At 73.2% G+C, this 20,733-nt stretch carries 20 protein-coding genes and 2 pseudogenes; 8 read left to right on the forward strand and 14 right to left on the reverse strand.

All coding sequences use genetic code 11. The features are described from left to right. Positions 1–21: 21 nt before the first annotated feature. The 4 genes and pseudogenes from IE255_RS14680 to IE255_RS14695 all read right to left on the reverse strand — a co-directional run. A pseudogene (locus IE255_RS14680) lies at positions 22–768 on the reverse strand (flotillin domain-containing protein); the annotation flags it as partial. Between the two features lie 226 nt (positions 769–994). After that, positions 995–1,717, reverse strand: a pseudogene (locus IE255_RS14685) (flotillin family protein); the annotation flags it as partial. A 134-nt stretch (positions 1,718–1,851) separates the two neighbouring features. After that, a complete protein-coding gene (locus tag IE255_RS14690) occupies positions 1,852–2,070 on the reverse strand; it encodes an NfeD C-terminal domain-containing protein (protein WP_190050667.1) in 219 nt (72 codons plus the stop codon). Positions 2,071–2,089: 19 nt separating this feature from the next. Beyond that, positions 2,090–3,514, reverse strand: a complete 1,425-nt coding sequence (locus IE255_RS14695) for an amidase (protein WP_190050668.1) — start codon at positions 3,512–3,514, stop codon at positions 2,090–2,092. Between the two features lie 240 nt (positions 3,515–3,754). Here IE255_RS14695 and IE255_RS14700 point away from each other — a divergent pair, with 240 nt between their 5' ends. Further along, positions 3,755–5,143 (forward strand): glycoside hydrolase family 43 protein, encoded by a 1,389-nt coding sequence (locus IE255_RS14700; RefSeq protein WP_190050669.1) that lies wholly within the window; start codon positions 3,755–3,757, stop codon positions 5,141–5,143. A 173-nt stretch (positions 5,144–5,316) separates the two neighbouring features. Here IE255_RS14700 and IE255_RS14705 read toward each other — a convergent pair whose 3' ends face one another. The 3 genes from IE255_RS14705 to IE255_RS14715 form a co-directional block, all read right to left on the reverse strand. Then, a complete protein-coding gene (locus tag IE255_RS14705) occupies positions 5,317–5,775 on the reverse strand; it encodes an RrF2 family transcriptional regulator (RefSeq protein WP_190050670.1) in 459 nt (152 codons plus the stop codon). A gap of 40 nt (positions 5,776–5,815) precedes the next feature. After that, complete coding sequence (locus IE255_RS14710; RefSeq protein ID WP_190050671.1) at positions 5,816–7,045, reverse strand: acyl-CoA dehydrogenase family protein; 1,230 nt, start codon at positions 7,043–7,045, stop codon at positions 5,816–5,818. A 518-nt stretch (positions 7,046–7,563) separates the two neighbouring features. Further along, the gene (locus IE255_RS14715) at positions 7,564–8,013 is read right to left on the reverse strand and encodes a spore-associated protein (protein WP_190050672.1); all 450 of its coding nucleotides are present in this window, start codon (positions 8,011–8,013) and stop codon (positions 7,564–7,566) included. Between the two features lie 358 nt (positions 8,014–8,371). On the opposite strand from IE255_RS14715, the gene IE255_RS14720 reads away from it, so the two are divergent. The 4 genes from IE255_RS14720 (at position 8,372) to IE255_RS14735 (ending at position 12,502) form a co-directional block, all read left to right on the forward strand. Further along, positions 8,372–9,265, forward strand: a complete 894-nt coding sequence (locus IE255_RS14720; protein WP_190050673.1) for an SCO2400 family protein — start codon at positions 8,372–8,374, stop codon at positions 9,263–9,265. A 48-nt stretch (positions 9,266–9,313) separates the two neighbouring features. Beyond that, positions 9,314–10,051, forward strand: coding sequence for a class I SAM-dependent methyltransferase (locus tag IE255_RS14725; RefSeq protein ID WP_190050674.1), 738 nt, complete (start codon positions 9,314–9,316; stop codon positions 10,049–10,051). Positions 10,052–10,139: 88 nt separating this feature from the next. Next, a complete protein-coding gene (locus IE255_RS14730) occupies positions 10,140–10,934 on the forward strand; it encodes an FHA domain-containing protein (RefSeq protein ID WP_190050675.1) in 795 nt (264 codons plus the stop codon). Next, positions 10,931–12,502 carry a serine/threonine-protein kinase gene (locus IE255_RS14735; protein WP_190050676.1) on the forward strand — a complete coding sequence of 524 codons (1,572 nt, stop codon included), beginning with the start codon at positions 10,931–10,933 and terminating at the stop codon, positions 12,500–12,502. The genes IE255_RS14730 and IE255_RS14735 overlap by 4 nt, the downstream gene beginning before the upstream one ends. A gap of 63 nt (positions 12,503–12,565) precedes the next feature. On the opposite strand, the gene IE255_RS14740 is transcribed toward IE255_RS14735, so the two are convergent. Next, the gene (locus tag IE255_RS14740) at positions 12,566–13,735 is read right to left on the reverse strand and encodes a hypothetical protein (protein ID WP_190050677.1); all 1,170 of its coding nucleotides are present in this window, start codon (positions 13,733–13,735) and stop codon (positions 12,566–12,568) included. A gap of 191 nt (positions 13,736–13,926) precedes the next feature. On the opposite strand from IE255_RS14740, the gene IE255_RS14745 reads away from it, so the two are divergent. Continuing rightward, on the forward strand, positions 13,927–14,376 hold the full coding sequence (locus tag IE255_RS14745; RefSeq protein WP_190050678.1) for a hypothetical protein: 450 nt from the start codon (positions 13,927–13,929) through the stop codon (positions 14,374–14,376). Between the two features lie 58 nt (positions 14,377–14,434). Here the strand turns inward: IE255_RS14745 and IE255_RS14750 are convergent, their stop codons facing one another. Together IE255_RS14750 and IE255_RS14755 are read right to left on the reverse strand one after the other, a co-directional pair. Continuing rightward, positions 14,435–14,809 (reverse strand): peptidase M23, encoded by a 375-nt coding sequence (locus IE255_RS14750; RefSeq protein ID WP_190050679.1) that lies wholly within the window; start codon positions 14,807–14,809, stop codon positions 14,435–14,437. A 61-nt stretch (positions 14,810–14,870) separates the two neighbouring features. Next, positions 14,871–15,245, reverse strand: coding sequence for an SH3 domain-containing protein (locus IE255_RS14755; protein WP_190050680.1), 375 nt, complete (start codon positions 15,243–15,245; stop codon positions 14,871–14,873). A 256-nt stretch (positions 15,246–15,501) separates the two neighbouring features. Here IE255_RS14755 and IE255_RS14760 point away from each other — a divergent pair, with 256 nt between their 5' ends. Beyond that, entirely contained in the window at positions 15,502–15,930 is a 429-nt protein-coding gene (locus IE255_RS14760; protein ID WP_190050681.1) for a VOC family protein, read from the forward strand. 41 nt (positions 15,931–15,971) lie between these two features. On the opposite strand, the gene IE255_RS14765 is transcribed toward IE255_RS14760, so the two are convergent. Together IE255_RS14765 and IE255_RS14770 are read right to left on the reverse strand one after the other, a co-directional pair. Next, positions 15,972–17,237 (reverse strand): MFS transporter, encoded by a 1,266-nt coding sequence (locus tag IE255_RS14765; protein ID WP_190050682.1) that lies wholly within the window; start codon positions 17,235–17,237, stop codon positions 15,972–15,974. Positions 17,238–17,388: 151 nt separating this feature from the next. Next, positions 17,389–17,841, reverse strand: a complete 453-nt coding sequence (locus tag IE255_RS14770; RefSeq protein ID WP_190050683.1) for a YbhB/YbcL family Raf kinase inhibitor-like protein — start codon at positions 17,839–17,841, stop codon at positions 17,389–17,391. Between the two features lie 141 nt (positions 17,842–17,982). Between IE255_RS14770 and IE255_RS14775 the strand changes: the two genes are divergently transcribed. Next, positions 17,983–19,002, forward strand: a complete 1,020-nt coding sequence (locus tag IE255_RS14775) for a sigma-70 family RNA polymerase sigma factor (protein ID WP_190050684.1) — start codon at positions 17,983–17,985, stop codon at positions 19,000–19,002. A gap of 95 nt (positions 19,003–19,097) precedes the next feature. On the opposite strand, the gene IE255_RS14780 is transcribed toward IE255_RS14775, so the two are convergent. Further along, a complete protein-coding gene (locus IE255_RS14780) occupies positions 19,098–20,198 on the reverse strand; it encodes a CapA family protein (protein ID WP_190050685.1) in 1,101 nt (366 codons plus the stop codon). A 33-nt stretch (positions 20,199–20,231) separates the two neighbouring features. Further along, on the reverse strand, positions 20,232–20,687 hold the full coding sequence (locus tag IE255_RS14785) for an archease (protein WP_190050686.1): 456 nt from the start codon (positions 20,685–20,687) through the stop codon (positions 20,232–20,234). Between the last annotated feature and the right edge of the window lie 46 nt (positions 20,688–20,733).

Here is a 20,733-nt window from a genome sequence, read left to right on the forward strand (position 1 = left end):
CCCGGGTGCGTGTCCGCAGGGTCACTTGTCGTCCATCGGCACCTTCTGGGCCAGCCCGTTGAGCGGCGAGGCCTCCGTCGGCTCCTGCCCGTTCCGGTCCATCGACGCGAGCAGCTGACGGGCCAGGCCGAGCCCCGTGCCGCCCATGGTGAGGGCCTTGGCGAACAGGTCCGCCATGCCGTCGGCGCCGTTCAGCACCACCATGTTGTCGACGTTGCCGAAGGCGGACGCGCCGGCCTGCACGATCTCCGGCCAGTTCTCGGCGAGTTGCTGGGCGACGACGGCCTCCTGGTTCTCGGCGAGGGCGGCGGCGCGGGCCTTGATGGCCTCTGCCTCCGCGAGGCCCTTGGCCTTGGCCGCCTCGGCCTCGGCCAGGCCCCTGGCCTGCGCGGCAGCCGCATCGGCCTCACCGGTCGCCCGGGTCGCCTGCGCGGCCGCGGCACCCCGCGCCTTCGTCGCCTCGGCCTCGGCGCCCGCGGCCGTCTTGACCCGGGTCGCCTCGGCCGCGGCGGCGAGTTCCGTCTCCTTCGCCCGGGCCTCGGCCGCCGAGATCCGCGCGTCGCGCTCGGCCTCGGCCAGCGTGCGCGTCTCGTAGGCCGCCGCGTCGGCGGGTTTGCGGACGTCCGCCTGGAGCTGCTGCTCGCGCCGGTGTGCCTCCAGCTCCGCCACCCGCGTCTCCTGGACGACGACCTCCTGCCGGGCGCCGGCCTCGGCGAGCGGTCCGGCCTGCCGGGCCTTGGCGGCCGCCTTGTCGCGCTCGGCCTGGTAGGGCCTGTCGTTTGGATCAGGTCGCAGGGAAGTGACGGTGCTGTTCAGTGCCGGTGAGCGGGGTCATGGGGGTACCTCCCTGCTCGAGCGCAGCCGAGAGCTTGGGGGAGCGTGCAGCTGCAAGGCGGAGGAGGGAGTCGACGCGGAGCGTCGGGGACCGACGACAACGCGGCAGATGCGCGTGCCAGACCCCGCGTCTGCGGCGTGATCCAAACGACAGGCCCTAGCCGGCCTGGAGGATCTCGCTGTCCCGGGTGGCCTCCGCCATCCGCGCGAACGACTGCTGCTCCGCCTCGGTGGCCAGCCGGTTCGCCTCCGCCTGGGCGATCCGCGCGTCCCGCTGCACGGCCGCCGCGTGCGGCATCGCCAGGTTCTGGATGTACCCGGTCGGGTCCTCGATCTCGTGGATCTGGAGCGAGTCCACGATCAGGCCCAGCTTCTCCATCTCCGTGCCGCACGCGGCACGCGTCTGCCCGGTGAGCTTCTCCCGGTCCCGGATCATGTCCTCGACCGTCAACCCGCCCACGATGGACCGCAGATGACCGGCGAAGACGTTGTGCACCCGCTCCGACATCAGCTTCTGCTGGTCGAGGAACCGGCGGGCGGCGTTCGCGATCGACACGAAGTCGTCGCCCACCTTGAAGATGACCACGCCCCGCACCTTCAGCGGGATGCCCTGGTGGGTCACGCAGTCGACTTGGAGTTCCGTCTCGTTCAGATCGAGCGAGAGCCTGCGCACCGCCTGCACACCGGGCATCACGAGGGTGCCGCGCCCGGTGACGATGCGGAATCCCATGCCCTCCTCCAGGCCCTCGGTGCGGTGCTTGGAACCGGAGATGATCAGTGCCTCGTTGGGTTCGGCGACCCGCCACATCAGCTTGAACAGACCGATCAGAACGAGGACGGCGGCAACCGCCGCCCCCGCCACGACGCCGACGACCATCGGCATTCGCCCCCTCTGCATGGTGCCCTCTCGGCACCGAACGAAGGGGAGTGTGCTCCTGCGCGGGGCCCGGGTACAGACACCCGCGCATCCTTGCCCAAACCTTGACGCGTACAGCTCTCACCTGCGTCGCAGCGGTCTCAACTGTCGTACGCCGCCGTGACGTAGACGGTTCTCGGGGGCAGGTACTCGACCACCATCACGACCGTGCCCGGCTCGATGCGGTCCGCCGCGGAGGCGGGGTGGGCGAGGAAGTGCTCGGCGCCGCCGCGCACGCGGACGATCACCTCGCCGACCAGCCCGGGCCCCACCGTTCCGGTGACCCGCCCCATGAGCCCGACCATCGACGCGTCCGCCATGGGGACAGCGTACGGTCGCTCAGGCGGCAGCGGAACGTGCCGTGACCGGGGGCGCCGGCCACTTCTCGGCCCAGCGCAGCTCCGCCTCCAGTTGCGCGGCCACCTGCACCAGGAGCGGCTCGCTGTTCGCCGGGCCGAGCAGCTGGGCTCCCACGGGCAGGCCGTCCGGCGTGAAACCGGCGGGCACGTTGATCCCCGGCCAGCCCAGCACGTTCCACGGCCAGGCGTACGGGCAGGCCGCGATCATCGCCCGGTCGGTGGCGAAGCCGCTGAGTTCGAGCAGGGCGCCGATGCGGGGCGGGGGAGCGGCGGTCGTGGGCGCGAGAACGACGTCGTACGAGGTGAAGAACGCGCCGATACGGCGGTGCAGCACGGCCTCCGCCCGCCGGGCCGCCCGCAGCGGGGCCCCGGCGAGCAGCCGGCCCAGCCGGGCCGCCTCCCGGGTACGCCGGTCGAGCAGCGCCGGGAAGGGCGCCTCGCCCACCCGCTCGGCGATCCCGGCCGTGGCGCGCGGCACGAACGTCAGCCCGATCTGCCCGTACGGCGGGTCCGCCTCCTCGACCGTGTGCCCCAACGCGGCGAGCCGCTCGGCGAGTTCGACGACCCGGACGCGGACCTCCGGCAGGAGGCGGGCGGGCACGGCGGTGAACGGCGGCTTGAGGGAGAGCGCGATGCGCAGCCGCCCGGGGTCGCGGCCGACGGCCGCCGACACGTCGACGGCGGGGGGTTGGTGCGGGTCCTGCGCGTGGTTGCCGCTCGCCGCGTCCAGCAGCAGGGCCGCGTCGGCGACCGTGCGGGCGAGGGTGCCGTTGACGGTGATGCCCTGGAAGGACTCGCCGCGCGGCCAGGTGGAGATCCGGCCGCGCTGCGGCTTGATGCCGACCAGATGGGTCCACGCGGCCGGGATCCGCACCGACCCGGCACCGTCCGAGCCGAGCGCGGCGGGCACCAGACCGGCGGCGACCGCGGCGGCCGAACCGCCCGAGGACCCACCGGGCGTGTGGTCCGTGCTCCACGGGTTGCGGGTCGCGCCGAAGGCGGGCCCCTCGGTGAAGGGCCACTGCCCGAACTCGCAGGTGTTGGTCTTGCCGACGATCACGGCCCCGGCCGCGCGCAGCCGCCGCACCGCCTCGCCGTCCTCGGCGACCGGCGGGAACTCCCCGCAGCAGCCGAAGGCGGTCGGCTCCCCGGCCACGTCCATGTCGTCCTTCACGGCCACGGGCACGCCGAGCAGCGGCTTGCGACTGCCTGTGTTCAGCTCCCGGTCCGCCGCGTCGGCCTCGGCGAGTGCCGCCTCCGCCCGGACGATCCGGAAGGCGTTGACAGTGCCCTGCGCCGCCTCGATCCGCGCCAGCGTCCGCTCGACCAGCGCCCGGGACGTTACGTCCCCGGCGGCCAGCGCGCGAGCGGTCTCCACCAGGCCTGCGGCACGGTCCAGCGTCATACGGACACCTCCGGAAGCAGCTTCTCTACCGAACGGTAACGTCCGGTGGCCGGTGGGGGAACGCCGACGGCTGGAGTGGAAATTCACCCACAGGCCACATCTCCTCACTTGGCTCATCCGCTCCTGTTCAAACCATTGACGGCCCTCCGCCTCGCCCTTACTTTCTGAGCGCCTAGTTCTGATCGAGTTGCCGAACCTTGTTCGGTATTTCGAATCCCGGTGCTCAAGGGAGAGCCGCCCGTGACCCCACACCCCGCCGCCCCGTCCCGCCGTTCGCTGCTGCGCGCCCTCGCCGCCCTGCCGGCCTCGGCGCTGCTGCTGGGTGAAGCGCCGGGACTGCTCGGCAGCGCGCTGGCCGCCGCGCCCCCGAACGGCTCCGCCACCCGCTACACGATCGTCCCGTTCCTCAACAGCAACGACGGCACGGTCAACGTCTACCAGTCGGACGACGCCACCGACTTCCGCCTGCTGCGCGCCTCCGCGTACACCCCGCCCGCGGGCCGCATCCGCGACGCGAGCGTCATCCGGCACACCGACGGCTACTACTACGTCACCTACACCACCCGCACCTGGCAGGACACCAGCCGGACCATCGGCTTCGCCCGCAGCTCCGACCGCGTCAACTGGACGTTCCTCTACGACTACACCGTCCCCGTGGCGAACCTGTCCCGCGCCTGGGCGCCCGAGTGGTTCGTCGACAGCGACGGCAGCGTGAACATCATCGTGTCCTGCTCCACCACGAACGACGAGTGGATCTTCACGCCGTATCTGCTGCGGGCCACGAACTCGGCGCTCACGGCGTGGAGTTCACCGGTGGCGCTCTCCGGCATCGGGGCCAACCACATCGACACGTTCATCGTGAAGATCGGCTCGACGTACCACGCCTTCCCGAAGAACGAGACGACGAAGTACATCGAGTACGCCACCGCCTCGAACCTCGCCGGCCCGTACACGATCCGCAGGACGGGCGACTGGGCGGGCTGGGGCAGCTACCGCGAGGGCCCGGCCCTGGTGCGGCTCGACAACGGCGGCTGGCGGATCTTCTTCGACGGCTACGGCGACGGGAACTACTACTACAGCGACAGCCACGACACCTTCGCCACCTGGTCGGCACCGGCCGCGCTGCCCGGGATCTCCGGCACGGCACGGCACTTCACGGTGGTCAAGGAGACGGTCGCGGGCGGCCCGAGCCTGGCGAAGAACGTCACGCGGTCCTTCCGCTCGGCCAACTACTCCACCCGCTACTGGCAGCAGCAGTCCGCGCTCCTCAACCTGCCCGTCGTCAGCGGCTCCAGCACCACCGCCGAGAAGCAGGCCGCCACCTTCACGGTCGTCGCCGGGCTGGCCGACGGCAGCGGCTACTCCTTCCGCGACGCGGCCGGCAACTACCTGCGCCACTGGGACTTCCGGGCCCGTTTCGACGCGAACGACGGCACGAGCACGTTCGCCAAGGACGCCACGTTCGTCCTCCGGGCCGGTACGGCGTCGGGCTCCGTCCGCTTCGAGTCGTACAACTACCCCGGGCACTACCTGCGCCACTACGCCTACCAGCTCCGCGTGGAACGCTCGAACGGAACGGACCTGTTCCGCCAGGACAGTTCCTTCGTGCCGGTGACGGCCTGGGCCTGACCCGCACACCGGTCCACGGGTCCGCCGTCCGACCCTCGACCTGCGATGCGCGGATGCAGCGGCGCCGTCCTGTCGTTCTTCTCCGTCCTGGGCATGGAGTCGATGGTGCCCGGGTCGAAGGCCGAAGCCCGCATGCCCCGCGCGCCGGACTCGGCGCGCTGGGGTCCCGGGTGTCAGGGGTTGGTCCAGGCTCCCGGGGCGTCGGTCAGCGCGGAGACGTCGGGGGGCAGTCGGGCCGACGCGACGTCGGCGAGCGACACGCCCTCCAGGATCTCGCGCACGTTGGACCGCAGTGCGATCCACAGGGGGAGCAGCGACTGGGCGGGGCCGGTGTAGGACAGGTCCGGCGGGCGGACCCCGCGCACGGAGACCAGCGGTCCGTCCACGACGCGGATGACGTCGGCGATGCTGATGGACTCCGCGGGCCCGGCCAGCCGGTAGCCGCCGTTGCCGCCGCGCTGGCTGAGAATGAGACCGCCCCGGCGCATGTCGTTCAGGATGCTTTCCAGGAACTTGTGAGGGATGTCCTGGGCGTCGGCGATGGCCTCGGCCTTCAGTGGCAGGTCGTCCCGTGACGCGGCGAGCTCCAGCGCGGCCCGTACCGCGTAGTCCGCCCTGGCTGAGATCCGCATGCGTGCATTATCGCGTGGCCGGGCGTGCGGGGCGGCCGGTTCAGGCGGGCAGGGCGAACGGAGGGTGGGCGCCGTTGAGGAAGTGGTCGCCGACGTCGCGGAGCCGGTGGGCGACGGGCTCGTACAGGGTGTGGGTCCGGGCATTGCGCCAGAAGCGGTCGAAGCCCAGCCGCGCGGAGGTGCAGCGGGTGCCGACGATGTCGAGCGCACGGGTGGTGCACTCCTGCGCGGCCCTGGAGGCGGCGGCCTCGGCCATGGCCACGAGGACGGAGATGTCCGCGTACTCGTCGTACGTGAGGTCCTCGCCGCGGGTCAGGCCGCCGTGCACGGCGTGCAGCGCCTGGTCGGTGAGCGCGGACGCGGAGCGGGTGAGGACGGTGAGTTCTCCGTAGGCGGCCAGCACCTGGGGGTCGTGGGGCGTGCCGGCCGGCCGGGCGGGATGCCCGGGCGCCTGACCCGCCCTGCTGTACTCCCGGGCTTCGGCGAGCACCCCCTCGGCCATGCCGAGAAGGAGCTGGACGGAGACGAGACGCCCGACCGGAGAGGCCAGGGCGGCCAGGGGAGACAGCGTGTCCTCGTCCGCCGGCAGAGGCCCGAGTACGTCGTCGGCCGCGACCGGTACCGCGTCGAACTCCACGCTTCCGCCCGCCGCGAGCCGCTGGCCGAACGGGTCGGCGTCGCCGTCGATCCGCACACCGGGACGGGCGGGATCGACGACGACGGCGAGCGGTTCGCCGGTGTCGGCCCGCACGGCCCGCACGGCGAGGCGGTCGGCGACCAGGACGCCGGTGGCGTAGCTCTGCCGGCCGTCGAGCACCTGGCCGTCAGCGGTTCCGGCGAGCGTCAGAGGCGGTTCCTTGGGGGCGAGACCGGCACCCCAGCACCACTGCTCCGCCGCGGACCGCTGCTCGACCCGCGCGGCGCGAGCCGGCTCGGCGAAGAACCGGGCGCTCCACGACGTGACGTAGTGACAGCCGAGCAGTTGCCCGATCGCGCCGTCGGCCGCGCCGATCTCCCGTACGACGGCGTAGGCCGTGGGCCAGTCCGCGCCGCCTCCCCCGTGTGCCGCCGGTATGAGGAGCGTCAGCAGCCCCGCCTCGCGCAGCCGGGACACCTCGTCGAACGGGGCCTTGCCCGCCTGCTCCCTGGCCACCGCGTCCGTGGCCAGGTCCTCCGCCGCCTCGCGGGCCACGCGCAGCCAGTGCGTACGGCCGGGCCCGGTCCGGTCGGGTTCCGCGGCGGGGCCGGACGGCGCGGTGGCAACGCCCATGGCGGGGGCTCCTCGAGGTCGGGGGCAGGGTGGGGGGTTGTCGGGGCTGTCCTGCTGGGGGAAAGGAGGAGCGGGGCGGCACGGGCGAACGCGGGCGCGGCGTGCCTTACGCGCGGCAGCAGGCGGCGCTGACGACGCGACAGAAGTCGACATGCCGACGACGAACGAGTCGCTGCTGCGTACGGGCCATGTCCTTCATCCTGCGCAACCCTGCTGGACGGCGTCAAGATATTCCTAGTAATTCGATGGGAAACATAGGGAAGTTCGTTCGCGCAGGGAGGTGAGAGGTCGTGGCGGCGGGCGAACCCGGCGTGGGCGCGATGCCGGGCGTCCGGTGCGGAGCCGACGTGGCCCTGGGCGAGCACCGTCAGGTCGTGCGAGGGAGGGCCCGGCCGTACCAGCCCAGGATCAACAGGTAACCGAGGCCCGGCGCCCGCCGAGCGCCCCGGACAACGGAGACCGGGCCACCACATCCCCCGCCGCGCGGCGGAGGAGTGTGGTGGCCCGGCTGGAGGGGGTCAGCGGGTGAAGGTGACCCGGTGTTCCTTCAGGGCGCCGCAGTTGGAGCCGTACACCTGGACGTAGGTGTTGGCGATGCTGCCGCCCCAGTCCACGCAGTGGCCCTTGCCGTAGACGTACGTCGGTCCGGCGTACGACGTGAAGACGCCCTCGTCGTAGTCGCTCTCCTCGGTGTCCGGGACGTAGATCCAGGCGGACATGTTCACGGCCGTGCCCGGGTTGTTGCGGATGGTCGCGACGCAGTTCTGGCCGTTGGAGGCGTTGTAGGTCAGGTAGACGGTCCCCAGCGAGCCGACGGCCGCGGAGTTGACCGTCTTGTAGGCGCTTCCGCAGACCTTCTGCGGAGTCGTGTTGGGCGCGGCGGAGGCCGGCGACGCCACAGCGGTCATGGTCCCCACCGACAGCGCCGCCACGGCGGACGCGGCCAGGGCAGAACGGGCGAATCTCATATTTCCCCCTTGCAACTCTTCGAGGTGGTTGCTCCTGCATGGTGTGACCCGCGGCGCGTCCAAAGGGTTGTGCGTCGATTCCCGGGAGAATCAGGCGAGTTGGCGACGAGAACCGGTGCCGGGCGCGGGCGCCGCCCGTCCGTCCCGGGGCGGCGGACGAGCTTGCCCGGACCCCGCCGCTTTTACTCACGAGTCACATATGGCTCACGTGAGATCCAGAGGATCTGTGCAGGGGTGTCACACAGACTGCACACCACCCTTCCAAAGTCTCGTTAGCGTTACGGCTCGATCCCACGTGCGAACGTGACCAGGCCGCGGCCGGCAAGCCGCCGGCACAGCCAGATCGGGAAGACCACACATGGACTACTGCTCCTCGTGCCGTCGGCACCTCAACGGCGCCTTGGTCTGCCCGGGGTGCGGCGCCTACGCCCCGGACATCGACCCCTCCGCCGACGACGGCCGTACCGGCCCGGCCCCCGCGACCGCCCCGGCCGCTTGGGAGTACCCGGCCGCCACCGGTACGTGGCACGACGGGACCGTGTGGGACGAGCCCGGCACCGGCACGCAGGGCCAGGACACCGGCTCGTCCGACGGGCCCGGCTCCCCGGACACCGACACCCCCGAGGGCTACGAGGCCCGGCCCCAGGGGCGGGCGGCCCGGCGCCGTCAGATGGCCCGCTGGAAGAAGAACCAGCGCCGGGCCGTGGTGGCGACCGCCGTCGCGCTCGTCGGCGGCGGGCTGACCGTCGCCTCGATGGACGGCAACGCGTCGCCCGGCGTGCGGGCGGCCACCGTGCCGGAGGACACGACCATGGGCGGCGCCGAGGGAGAGGCCCCGGCCCACACGGAGCCGACGTCGAAGCAGTACGACACCCCGCGCTCCTCGCCCACCACCCCGCCGCACGCCGGCCGCGCCTCGCGCCACCAGCAGCCCCGGGCGGCGGACCCCCGCACCACGCCGGCGGACACGCGGACGGAGGCGGCCACCACGCCGCGCGAGCTGCCGCTGACGACCCCGAAGCGGCGAACCACTGCCCCGAGCACCGTCGACACGGTCACCGGCAACGCCGGTTCGTCCGCCTCGAAGGTCACCGAGCCGACGACACCGCCGGCCAGTGAGACCCAGTCGGACGCGCAGCAGCCCGAGTCCCCCACGACACCCCCGCCCGCGCCGAGCACCACTCCGCCCGCCGCGTCTCCCTCCGACCCGCAGTCCAAGGAACTCTGCCTGCTCGTCATCTGCCTCGGCTGACCCGGAATCCGGTGGCCGCACGGGGCCGCCCTTCGTACCGTCGGGTGCATGGCTGACGAGTGCTTCCGGCATCCGCGGCTCGCCGCGGTCTACGACCCGCTCGACCCCGACCGCGGCGACCTCGACCCGTATCTGCGCATGGCGGAGGAGTTCGGGGCGCGTCAGGTGCTCGACATCGGCTGCGGAACAGGCGTGTTCGCGCTGCTGCTCGCCGCACGCGGTGTCCAGGTCGTCGGCGTCGACCCCGCCCGGGCGTCCCTGGACGTGGCGCGTGGCAAGCCGGGCGGCGAGCGGGTGCGGTGGATCCACGGCGACGCGACCACCCTCCCGCCGCTCGCCGCCGACCTCGCGACGATGACGGGCAACGCCGCCCAGGCGATCGTCGGCGCCGAGGACTGGCGGCGCACCCTGCGCGGGGCGCGTGCGGCGCTGCGGCCCGGCGGGCGCCTGGTGTTCGAGACCCGGATCCCGGCCCGCCGCGCCTGGGAGGAGTGGAACCGCGACGCCACGTACACCGTGACGGACGTCCCCGGCGCCGGCGCCGTCGAGTCCTGGGTCGAACTGCTCGACGTGAGCGGGCCGCTGGTGACGTTCCGGTGGACCTACGTGTTCGCCGCAGACGGCCAGGTGCTGACGTCGGACTCGACGCTGCGCTTCCGTGAGCGGCCGGAGGTCGAGGCGGAACTCACCGCCCAGGGCTACACGGTCGAGGACGTGCGCGACGCGCCCGACCGGCCGGGCCGGGAGTTCGTGTTCGTCGCACGGCGTCCGGAAAACGGCCGCTGATCCGGGCCCCGCCGGCTCCGCGGCAAGCGGAATCCGACCGTACAATCCTGGCGACCAAATCGGGGGCGTCATCAGCGGGGGAGTCCGCGTGGAAACCATCATCGTGCAGTTGCCCGGTCCGGCGCAGTGGGGCGCGGACGAGCCGGGCAGTCCCGAACTGATCCACCTGGGGCCGGGGGACATCGCGGACTTCGGTCGCGGCGGGACAGGGGTGCGCATCGTCCTGACCGACCCCGGCATCTCCCGCCGGGCCGGGCAACTGGAAGCGGCCGGGGACTACTGGCGGCTGTCCAACTTCAGCCGCAGCGTGTCGTACGTGGTGGAGAACCTGGAGGGGGCCGGCGAGTACCTCACCGTCGCCCCCGGGCGGCTCGGCGCGCCCGTGCCCTTCGAGTTCTCCCGCGTGGTGCTCCCCGCCCTGTCCGGCACCGCCACCTTCAAGGTGTTCGCACCCCAGCACGCCTACCTCGGCGAGCAGTCCGCGCCCGGCGGCGGCGAACAGACCGTCCATCCCTTCGCCCTGGACCCCACGTCGAAGTACTTCCTCGTCCTGGTGGCCCTGTGCGAACCGCGGCTGCGCGACCCCTCCGACTCGGCGCTGCCCGGCGTCGGGCAGATCGTGGAGCGGCTGCGCCCGCTGGAGTCCTGCCGGGACCTGACCCGCTCCGCGGTCAACTACCACATCGACTACCTGGCCTTCGCCAAACTCCGCCTGGACCTCGGCGAGGAGACCGCGACCGGGACCGACGGCGGCCGCACCGGCGCCAAGCGCGCCCGGCTCGCCTCCGTCGCCCTGCGCTTCGGCCTGGTGCGCGAGGAGCACCTCGGCCTGCTGCCGCCCCGCGGCGCCGGCCGCCTCACCGCGCAGGAGGCCGGAGCATGACGACCACGCCCGACGCCCGGGACGACGACCAGGACGACGACCTGGAGGCACCCCGGCCGCCCCGTCTCCCGGAAGGCTTCCGGATCGAGGACTGGGAGGTGGGCGAGGTCATCGGCTCCGGCGGCTGGGGCACCGTGTACGAGGCCCGTATGGTCGCCGACGGCACGCCCGCGGCGGTCAAGGTGCTCCCGACCGGTGCCCTGGGCCCCGGCCAGCGCGCCGCGCTCGGCGAACTCGTGGCCCGCGAGGTCCGGTTCAGCGCGGAGGCCGACCACCCGAACCTCGTGCGCACCCACGCCGTGTGCACCGTCGAGGCGCCGGAGCTGCCCGCCCTGGACGGGGCGATCGCGCTGGTGATGGACCGGGCCGAGGCCAGCCTGAAGGACGTACTGGACGCCGCCGGGACCGGCCGGTCGATCGACGGCGCCGATCGCGTCCTGCGCGGAGTCGCCGCCGGACTCGCCCATATGCACGCCGCCGGCTGGGTGCACGGCGACCTCAAGCCCGCCAACGTCCTGCTGGGCCCGGACGGGCAGGTGTGGCTCGCGGACTTCGGGCTGGCCGCCGAACTCGACGGCACCCACGCCCATCTGCCGCCGCTCGGCACCCTCGACCACCTGCCGCCCGAGTGGTGGTCCCAGCGCACCGGCACCGAGGGCGCCGTCGTCCGCCCCACGGCCGACATCTGGGCCTTCGGCGTCCTCGCCCACCAGGTCCTCACCGGCGGCCTCCACCCCTTCCCGGGCGCGACGGCCCGGGCCCGCTCGCTGGCCGCCCAGGCCTACGCCCGCGGCACCGCACCCCTGCGGCTCGACGCCGGCCTCGACGACGACCTGAGGCGGCTGATCGCCGACTGCCTGGCACCCGACCACGCCACGCGGCTCCCGCACACGGCGGCCGGTGTCGCCGCCCGGGTCGAGGCCCTGACCGGCGGTGCGCGCCGCGGCCGGCGGCGCCTGGTGCCGGCCGCCGCGGCCGGGCTCGCCGTCCTGACGGCCGCCGCGCTCGCCGGGGCGGCCCTGCTCGGCCAGGGCGGCGACGCCGGGGACGACGACCGCGACCGGGACGCCCCCGCCGCCGTCACCGGCGCGCGCAGCCCGGCCCCCGGCGAGATCCCGGAGGACTCCGACGTGCCCGAGGCGCTGCGGCCCGTCATCACCCGCGCCGCCCACCGCTGCACCGACGAGGAGATCACGCCCGCCCTGCTCGCCGCGCTGCTCAAGGCCGAGAGCGGCTTCGACGCGAACGCCGCCCGCACGGAGAGCGACGAGTACGGCATCGCCATGTGGACGCCGTCGGTGTTCCGCGCCTGGGCGGTCGACGGGGACGGCGACGGCGACAAGGACCACATGTCACCGCCGGACGCGATCGCCACCATGAGCGGGTACGTGTGCTGGCTCGACCAGCGCTTCAAGGAGGCCGGGCTGCCGAAGAAGGACCTGCCCGCACTGGTCGCGGCCGGCTACCGCACCAGCGACCGCACGGTCATCGAGGAGGGCGGCGTCCCGGCACGGGTGCGGCCGCACGTCGACAAGGTGCTGCGCTATCTCGCCGAGTACCAGCGCTGAGGCACGCGAACGCGAGCGGGGGGCGGAGCCTCGGCCCCGCCCCCCGCTCGTCCCCCGTTCCCGTCACGGCTGCGGCGAGCCGCACTCCGGGACGTTCGGCAGCCGGTTGTCCGGCGAGCTGATGTAGATGTTGGAGATGTAGCCGCCGTACTGGGGCAGATAGGCCCACCACTCGTTGGTGTAGGGCGGCACGTTGACCACCTGGCCGCGGATCTGGCAGCCCACCAGCACCTCGACCCCGGCCGGCAGCTGCGTGATCCGGTCGTCGCCGGTGGTCGGGCCCTTGCGGACGTTCACGGACTCGCCCCAGGTGCCGAACCACGTCCCGGCGGGCCGCACCGCGCCCGGCACGTTCAGGGAGCGGGTCAGCCGTTCGAGGTCGGTGTACGCCTTCCCGTACGACGTGCCCACCGGGTGCAGCGTGAGCACGGCCACGATCGTCCGGTCGTCGGCGCCCACCGTGCCGGTGGTGTGCAGCGCGGGCCGGGTGAGGTCCACGCCCGCGGCGGCACGGGTGGCCGTCCCGGCCGGTGCCGCCGAGGCGGCTGCTCCCTGCGGGCCGCAGGTTCCCTTCCCGTACTTCCCGGACCAGCCCTGCTTCACCGCCCATGGGCGGTCGAAGGCCCCCGCGATGCCGAAGTGCTGGTCGAAGTGGTCGGTGGAGGAGCAGCGGGTGGAGCGGCGCAGGTTGTCCATGACGAAGTCGCGGACGGGCGCGGGCGCCTTCTCCAGGACGTACCGGTAGATCGTCACCGTGTCCCGGGCGGAGAGGGCGGTGTAGCCCCAGAAGCCCGGGTATCCGGCGGGCGGCGGCGCGGTGTCGCGCAGGCCGAGCCGGGCCGACATCCGGTCGATGATCGCCGAACCGCCGTACGTCGACCAGTAGTGGTCCGCGGCGTCGTCGTCACTGCTGCGCAGCATCGGCTCCAGCAGGGCCCGGTCGGCCGCGGGAACGGTGTAGCCGGGCCCGCGGTTCCACAGGAAGTCCAGCGTCAGCAGCAGCTTCACGACCGAGGCGGACCGGAACTGCGCGCTCGCGTCGATCTGTTCGGTGAAGGTGCCGGTCCGGCGGTCGAAGACGGCGACGCCGGCGGTGACGCCGTCCGGGACCTGGGCGGCCCGGGCCGCGTGGGCGGTCGCCTCGGGCCGGGGGGCCGCCGCCGCGCCGCCCGGCAGCGACGCGACCGTGAGGACGGTCGCGAGCGCGGCGGCGCCGCGCAGGAGCATGCGCATGGTTGGCCTTCCTGGTCACCCGGTGGTCCGGCGGGGCCGCTGCCCCGTGCCGCCACTGTAGGAGCCCGGGCGGTGCGGGTGGTCCTGACGGATGTCAGGGTGCCCACCCTGATAAGTGTCAGGTGTCGGGGGCCTGGTGACGGCCCGTACGGTCACCACGGAAACACCCGCCGACACACGAAAGAGGGCTCATGAGCCGCCGATCGCTCAGGACACTGCTGGCCGCCGGGGGAGCCGCCGCGGTGATGGCGCTCCTCCCGACCTCCGCCCAGGCCGCGCCGTACTCGGGCGGCAACTACGGGGCCTACGGGAACGAGGGGCAGTACCCCACCACTTCCTACTGCTCGGGCACGTTCCGGCAGGTCGGTCCCACCAAGTACGCCGAGGGCATGGCCCTGAAGTACTTCTACTCCGACAAGTGCGGCTCGTTCGCCCGGATCGAGAACTCCCGGACCAACTGCGCCGCCGTACTGCAGCGTTCCAACGACGGCGTGGGGCGGGTCGACGGATGGGTCTCCGAGACCGTCGACCCGGGCATCAACTACGCCTACACGCAGATGGGCAACAACCTCCACGGCCGCGTCTCGCGCGCCGTGCTCTCCTGCGACGGCCACGACCTGACCGCAACCGGCTGGTACTGAGCCGCACACATGCCACAGGGGGCGGACCGGTGCTCCGGTCCGCCCCCTGTGGCGTACGTCAGCAGTCCGGAACGCCGGCGATCTTCTCGCCGCCCCGGATGTACAGGTTGTTCACCCAGGCGACGTCGCTGCCCGAGAGCTCCATGACGGCGGTCCACCAGTTGTTGGTGCCGACGGCCGGGTCGTGCACGGTCTGGCCCTGCTTCTGGCAGATGGCGTCCGCCCACCACTGCGAACGGACCGCCAGACGCGGCGAGTTGGTGGTCGGCTCCTGACGCAGGTTGACGTCGGTGGCCCAGATGTAGACGTCGGTGAGGGTCGGGTCGCCGCCGTTCGCGACGGCCGGGGCGGCCTGGGCCGTGGTGGCGAGGCCGCCGACGGCGAGCGCGGTCACGGCGAGGCCCAGGGCGGTGCGGCTGATCAGTCGCTTCATGTGTCTGTCCCCCGTAGGACGAAAGTGCGGATGGTGGGGTCGGAGGTGGTCATGGTCCGGGTCAGCAGCGCGCCGAGGCGGGCAGGTCGCCGTACTCGTCGCCCTTGAGGTACACGGCGCTGACGTAGCCCTCCAGGAGCTTCACCCAGACGTCGTTGGAGTAGCCGTTGTCGGTGATGCGCTCGCCGCGGGTCCAGCAGTAGGCGCCGAGCGGCTGGCCCGCCGGGGCGGTGGTGATGATGCCGTAGCCGGTGCCCGGCCCCCTGCGGACGTTGACGTTCTCGTACGGCACGACCGCGTACGGCGCGGCCAGGACGCGGGCGCCGCCCTGCTCGCCGGCGGCGGCCGCGGTCGCGGTACCGGCGGTGAGCGGGCCGAGCAGCGCGAGCGCCCCGGCACCGACGAGCGCGGCCCTGGCGAAGATGCGAGTGGACATGTCGTGTTCCCCCTGACGGTGTGTCCGACGCTCAGCACTGTAGGGAGACCTGGGGCGACACGGTCCCTGACAACTGTCAGGATCGCCTGGGGCGGCAGGGACGGGGGACTTCCGCGCCAGAGCCCTCGATACGGCCGAAAACCGCTCGACGGCCCCGACCGCCTCTGTCTACGATCCACGGCGCGGTATCGCGTGTCGGTCACCGGCAGGGTGAGGCATGGAGGTGCCGCGGAGATGCCCGTGGAGGCATTCAACCGTGTCAGTCGAGTTCAATCACACCATCGTCCTGTCCCGTGACCGGGAGAAGTCCGCTCACTTCCTCGCCGAGATCCTGGGGCTCGAGGTCGGGGCGCCGGTCGGCGTTTTCCTGCCGGTGACGACCGCCAACGGCGTCACGCTGGACTTCCTCACCATCGACGCCGACATCCCCATGCAGCACTACGCGTTCCTCGTCTCCGAGGACGAGTTCGACGAGGCCCTCGCCCGCCTCATCAAGGCCCGGATCCCCCTCCAGGCCGATCCGCACGGCAACCACCCGCGCCGGATCAACCGCAACGACGGCGGCCGGGGGGTCTACTTCCTCGACCCGGCGGGCCACGGCATGGAGATCATCACCCGCCCGTACGGCGCCGACCCGTCCTCCCCGCTGAACGGGGTCACGGAGGACGTGCCCGGGGCCGTCTGAGCCGGCGTCCCTCCCGCACCGCGCGGCGGCTGAACGGCCGTTCAGCCGCCGTCCGGCTTCAGCGCCAGGGGAGCCGGCTCCGCGTCGGTGTCCGGCGCGTGGTCCCGGCGGGGGAGCAGCAGCGGGGTGGCGAGCAGCAGGGCACCGGCGAGGGCCAGCGCCGTACGGGGGCCGGTCCAGGCGGCCAGCAGGCCCCACAGGGCGGTCACGGCCGCGGTGACGGCCTTGCCGGTCGCCGACCAGGCGGCCAGCGTGCGGGTGACCCGGTCGGCGGGGGTCCGCTCGAGGCGGTACGTGGCGAACACCGGGTTGAACACGCCACAGCAGGCGATCAGCCCGAACTCGACCACCATCACCAGCACCAGCCCGGCCGCGCCGGGGCCGACGAAGGCCAGTCCGAGCGACCAGCACGCCCGCAGCACCCCGGACGTGAGCAGCACCCGGTGCCGCCCGAACCGCGTGACGAGCCGTGGCGCCAGCCGTGAGCCGAGCAGGCCGCCCGTGCAGGGCACCGCGAAGGCCAGGGCGTACTGCCAGGGCGCGAACCGCAGGTCGTCGACCATCAGGACGAGCAGCGGCGGCGAGGCCGCCATGATCAGGGCGTTGACCAGGACCGTGTTGAGGAACAGCGGGCGCAGCGCCGGATCGGCCAGGATGTACCGCCAGCCGTCGAGCAGATCGCCCGCCCGGGGCCGGGGCACGGCGGGTTCCGGCCGGGCGGGCTCCTTCTCGCCGCCCCCGATCGCCCGGAGCCCGGCCGCCGAGAGCAGATAGCTCACCGCGTCGGCCACCACGGTCGTCACCGGACCGAACAGCCCGATCGCGGCCCCGCCCAGCGGCGGGCCGGCCATGCTGGCGGTCCACATCGTCGCCTCGAACCGCCCGTTCGCGACCAGCAGGTCCCGCCGCGGCACCAGCTCCTTCAGGAACGCCCCGGCCGCCGCGTTGAAGGTGATGTCGGCCGCCGCGACCACCACCGACACCAGCAGCAGCTGACCGAAGCTCAGCCGCCCCAGGACGAACGCCACGGGGACGCTCAGCAGGACCGCGCACCGGACCAGGTCCGTCGCGATCATCACCGGCCGTTTACGGCGGACCTCCACCCACGGCCCGAGCGGCACCGACACCACCGCGCCGACGGCCGGCCCCACCGCCGCCAGCAGCGACACCTGCGTCGGCCCGGCGTCCAGCACCAGGACCGCGATCAGGGCGAACGCGTCGAACGCCAGCCACGTACCGGCCGTGCTGACCGCGTACGCGCCCCACAGCCACCCGAACCGCCGCCCCAGCGACCGCCTGCCCGCCATACCCGGCGCACACTCCCAGCTCCCGCGGACAACACGGTGTTGACCGGGAGCCATCCAAGCGAGGACCGGGCCGGCCGGGCAAACAACCGCCCCTCACCCGTGCCACAACCAACCGTTGTGTCACGAGGACACGGCGGCGCCGCTCAGGGCCTCAGCGCTGGTAGAGCCCCACCAGCGTCCCGTCGGCGATCCGGCGTTTCTCCACCTCCTCGTGCACCTGGTCCGCGCGCGGCGCGTCGGGCAGCACGCACGGTTCGGACAGGGCGTAGAGCCGGAAGAAGTAGTGGTGGGCGTCGTCACCCGGCGGGGGATGGGGGCCGCCCCAGCCCGGCTGCCCGTAGCCGTTGACGAGTTCCGTGCCGCCCGGTGGGCAGTGCCCGGCCTCGACGCCGTCGCTGTGCGGGTCGATGCCCACCACCACCCAGTGCGCGAAGGTGCCCGACGGGGCGTCGGGATCCTCGCAGAGCAGGACCAGTTCGGCCGCGTCGTCCGGTACGCCGCTCCAGGTCAGCGGCGGAGAGACGTTCGGTCCCTCGTACGCGTACCGGCGCGCGATGAAGGAGTGGTCGTTGAACGCGTCGCTGCGCAGTTCGATGCCGGTCATGTGCCCCGGGGTACCCCCATGGGACCCGGACATGCGGTTCGGGACAGATCGTCCCGGGTACCCGGAGATTTTTCCGGAGCGAGAAACCGGAGCCGGAACCGGAGCGAGCCCGACCGAGGCAGGAGACGGAGGAACACGAGGATGTCTCCCCTGGCAGAAGACCCCGCCACGGACACCCGAGAGGACCGCCGCGCCCCCGCTCGCACCGCACGGCTGCGCAGCCGCATCCCCGAACCCGACGAGGAACCGGACCTCCTCGGCCAGTACCTCGCGCAGATCGCGGCGACGCCGCTGCTCACCGCGGAGGACGAGGTACGGCTCACCCGGCGGATGCGGACCGGCGAGCGGGCGCTGGCGGAACTGGACCGGGCCGACGCCGGTGAGAGCGACCTCGCACCCGAGCGGCGCGGGGAACTGGAGGAGGCCGCCCGCGACGGGCAGGAAGCCAAGGACCACATGGTCCGGGCCAACCTCCGGCTCGTGGTGTCGATGGCCAAACGGCACGCCCACCGCGGCCTGCCCCTGCTGGACGTGATCCAGGAGGGCAACCTGGGCCTGATCCGGGCCGTGGAGAAGTTCGACCACACCAAGGGCTTCAAGTTCTCCACGTACGCGACCTGGTGGATCCGCCAGGCGATCGAACGGGGCCTGGCCGCGCACGCCCGCACCGTACGGCTGCCGATGCACGTCGTCGAGCAGCTCCAGAAGGTCGCCAAGGTCGAGCGGCGGCTGCGGCTCGACCTGGACCGGGAGCCGAGCGTCGAGGAGGTGGCCCGGGAGAGCGGCCTCGCCGTGGACCGGATCGGCTGGCTGCGCCGCGTCGGCAGGCAGGCCGTCAGCCTGGACACGCCCGTGGACGAGACCGGCCAGACCGTGGTCGGCGACCTCATCCCCGACACCGAGGTGCTCCAGGCCCCCGAAGTCGCCGAGTACCAGGCACTCGCCGAGGAGCTGCGCGAGGCCGTCGGCACGCTCGCGCCCCGCGAGGCCATGATCCTCACCCTGCGCTACGGCCTCCACGACGGCCACACCCGCTCCCGGGAAGAGGTCGCCAAGCGGGTGGGGCTGACCCGGGAGCGGGTGCGCCAGCTGGAGAAGGAGTCCCTCGCCCGGTTGCGGGAGCCCGGGAACCGGGAGCGCCTGGTGGCCTGGGCGAGCTGACCCGCGGCCCCGGCGCCGCTCACACCAGCGCCGTCGAACCGTCGGCCTCCAGCCCTGCTACACCAGCGCCAGGGAACCGTCGGCCTCCAGCCCTGCTACACCAGCGCCAGGGAACCGTCGGCCTCCAGCGTCACACCCACCCCGCGGCTGATCCGGTCCAGCGTCGCCCGCAGCCACGCACGGTCCGCCCAGGACGCCGGCTCCAGCCGCATCCGCCGCGCCCGCAGCGGCACCATGCGCAGCCCCGCCAGCCGTCCGCTGTCCGCCTCGACCGAGACCAGGAACGCGAGCCGCAGGTCGTCGCGGTACTCCTCGTACCCGCGTATCCCCTCGTAGTCGTCGATGAAGTCGCCGCAGCCGTACAGGATCAGCCGGTCCCGGTACACCTCCAGCGGGCGGGGATGGTGCGAGGAGTGCCCGTGGACGAGGTCGACGCCGCCGTCCACCAGGGCGTGCGCGAAGCGCACCTGCTCCCGGGGCACGTGATACCCCCAGTTGGAACCCCAGTGCACCGACACGACGGTGAGGTCACCGGCACGCCCGGCCCGGTGGACGTGCCCTACGACGGTGTCGGCCGCGGCGGGCGAGAGGTCGGGCAGATACGCGACGCCCGGCCGGTCCGCCGTCGCGGCCCAACTGGACGGAATGCCGCTGGAACGCGCCCCGAGGGCGAACACCAGCAGCCGCCGGCCACCGGGGAGCGGGACCGTCGTCGGCGCGTACGCCTGTTCGGCGTCCCGTCCCGCGCCCGCCGTCCGCAGCCCCGCCCGGCCCAGCGTGTCCAGGGTCTCCAGCAGGCCCGGGCGGCCGAAGTCCAGGACGTGGTTGTTGGCGAGGACCGTCACGTCGGGCCGGGCCACGGACAGTGCGGTCAGGCCGGCCGGGTGCAGCCGGTAGTGGACCTCCTTGTCCGGGGCGAACGTGCCCCCGCGCGTCACCGACGTCTCCAGGTTCACGATCCGGGCGTCCGGGGCGGCCTCGTCCAGCACCCGCAGCGCCTCGCCCCACGGCCAGGACGGAGGGACGGGCGCGGGCACCGGCCCGTGCGCCGCCTCCGCCAGCCGGACGTAGGACCGCGCGTCCTCGACGTACGCCTCCCGCAGTGCCGGATCACCGGGGTGCGCCAGGATCTGGTCGACGCCGCGCCCGAGCATCACGTCACCGCACAGGAACAGCGTCACGACGCCGTCGCCCACACCTCCACCGTAGGCGCACCGGGCCCGGCGGGGTCACGCGTCGACCGTCACCGCGCACGACCAGCCGTACGGGTCCGGCCCGATCCGCAGCTCGTTCCACGCCACGGCCCTCGGGACCGCCCCGGTGATCTGTACGTCGTCGAGGCGGGTCACCGCGAGCCGCACGTCCAGGCCGCCGTCGGCCTCGTCCGCCTCCACGTCCACGGGCACCTCGCCGTACGCCTCCAGCCGGAAGATGACCTCGTCCAGCAGCGTGACGAGCAGGTCGTCGTCGCTGGCCTCGGCCAGCCGCACCCGGTCCACGGCGGTGGGCCGTACCCCGGACACGTCCGCGAAGCACTCCACCATCGCCAGGACCGCCTCCGCCAGGCAGTGCTCCCGGCACGCCGCCCACGCCTCGATCCGGATGTCGCCCGGGTGCGGCACCGCCCGGTGCCCGCAGTCGCCCGGTTGCCGTCCCTGTCCGCCGTCGTCCGTGTCACCGCCCATGAACATCGGCTGCCCGGGGCTCGCCCACCCATGCAGTCCCCGGCAC

It is taken from the genome of Streptomyces lomondensis, from assembly GCF_014651035.1.
GTDB lineage: Bacteria > Actinomycetota > Actinomycetes > Streptomycetales > Streptomycetaceae > Streptomyces > Streptomyces lomondensis.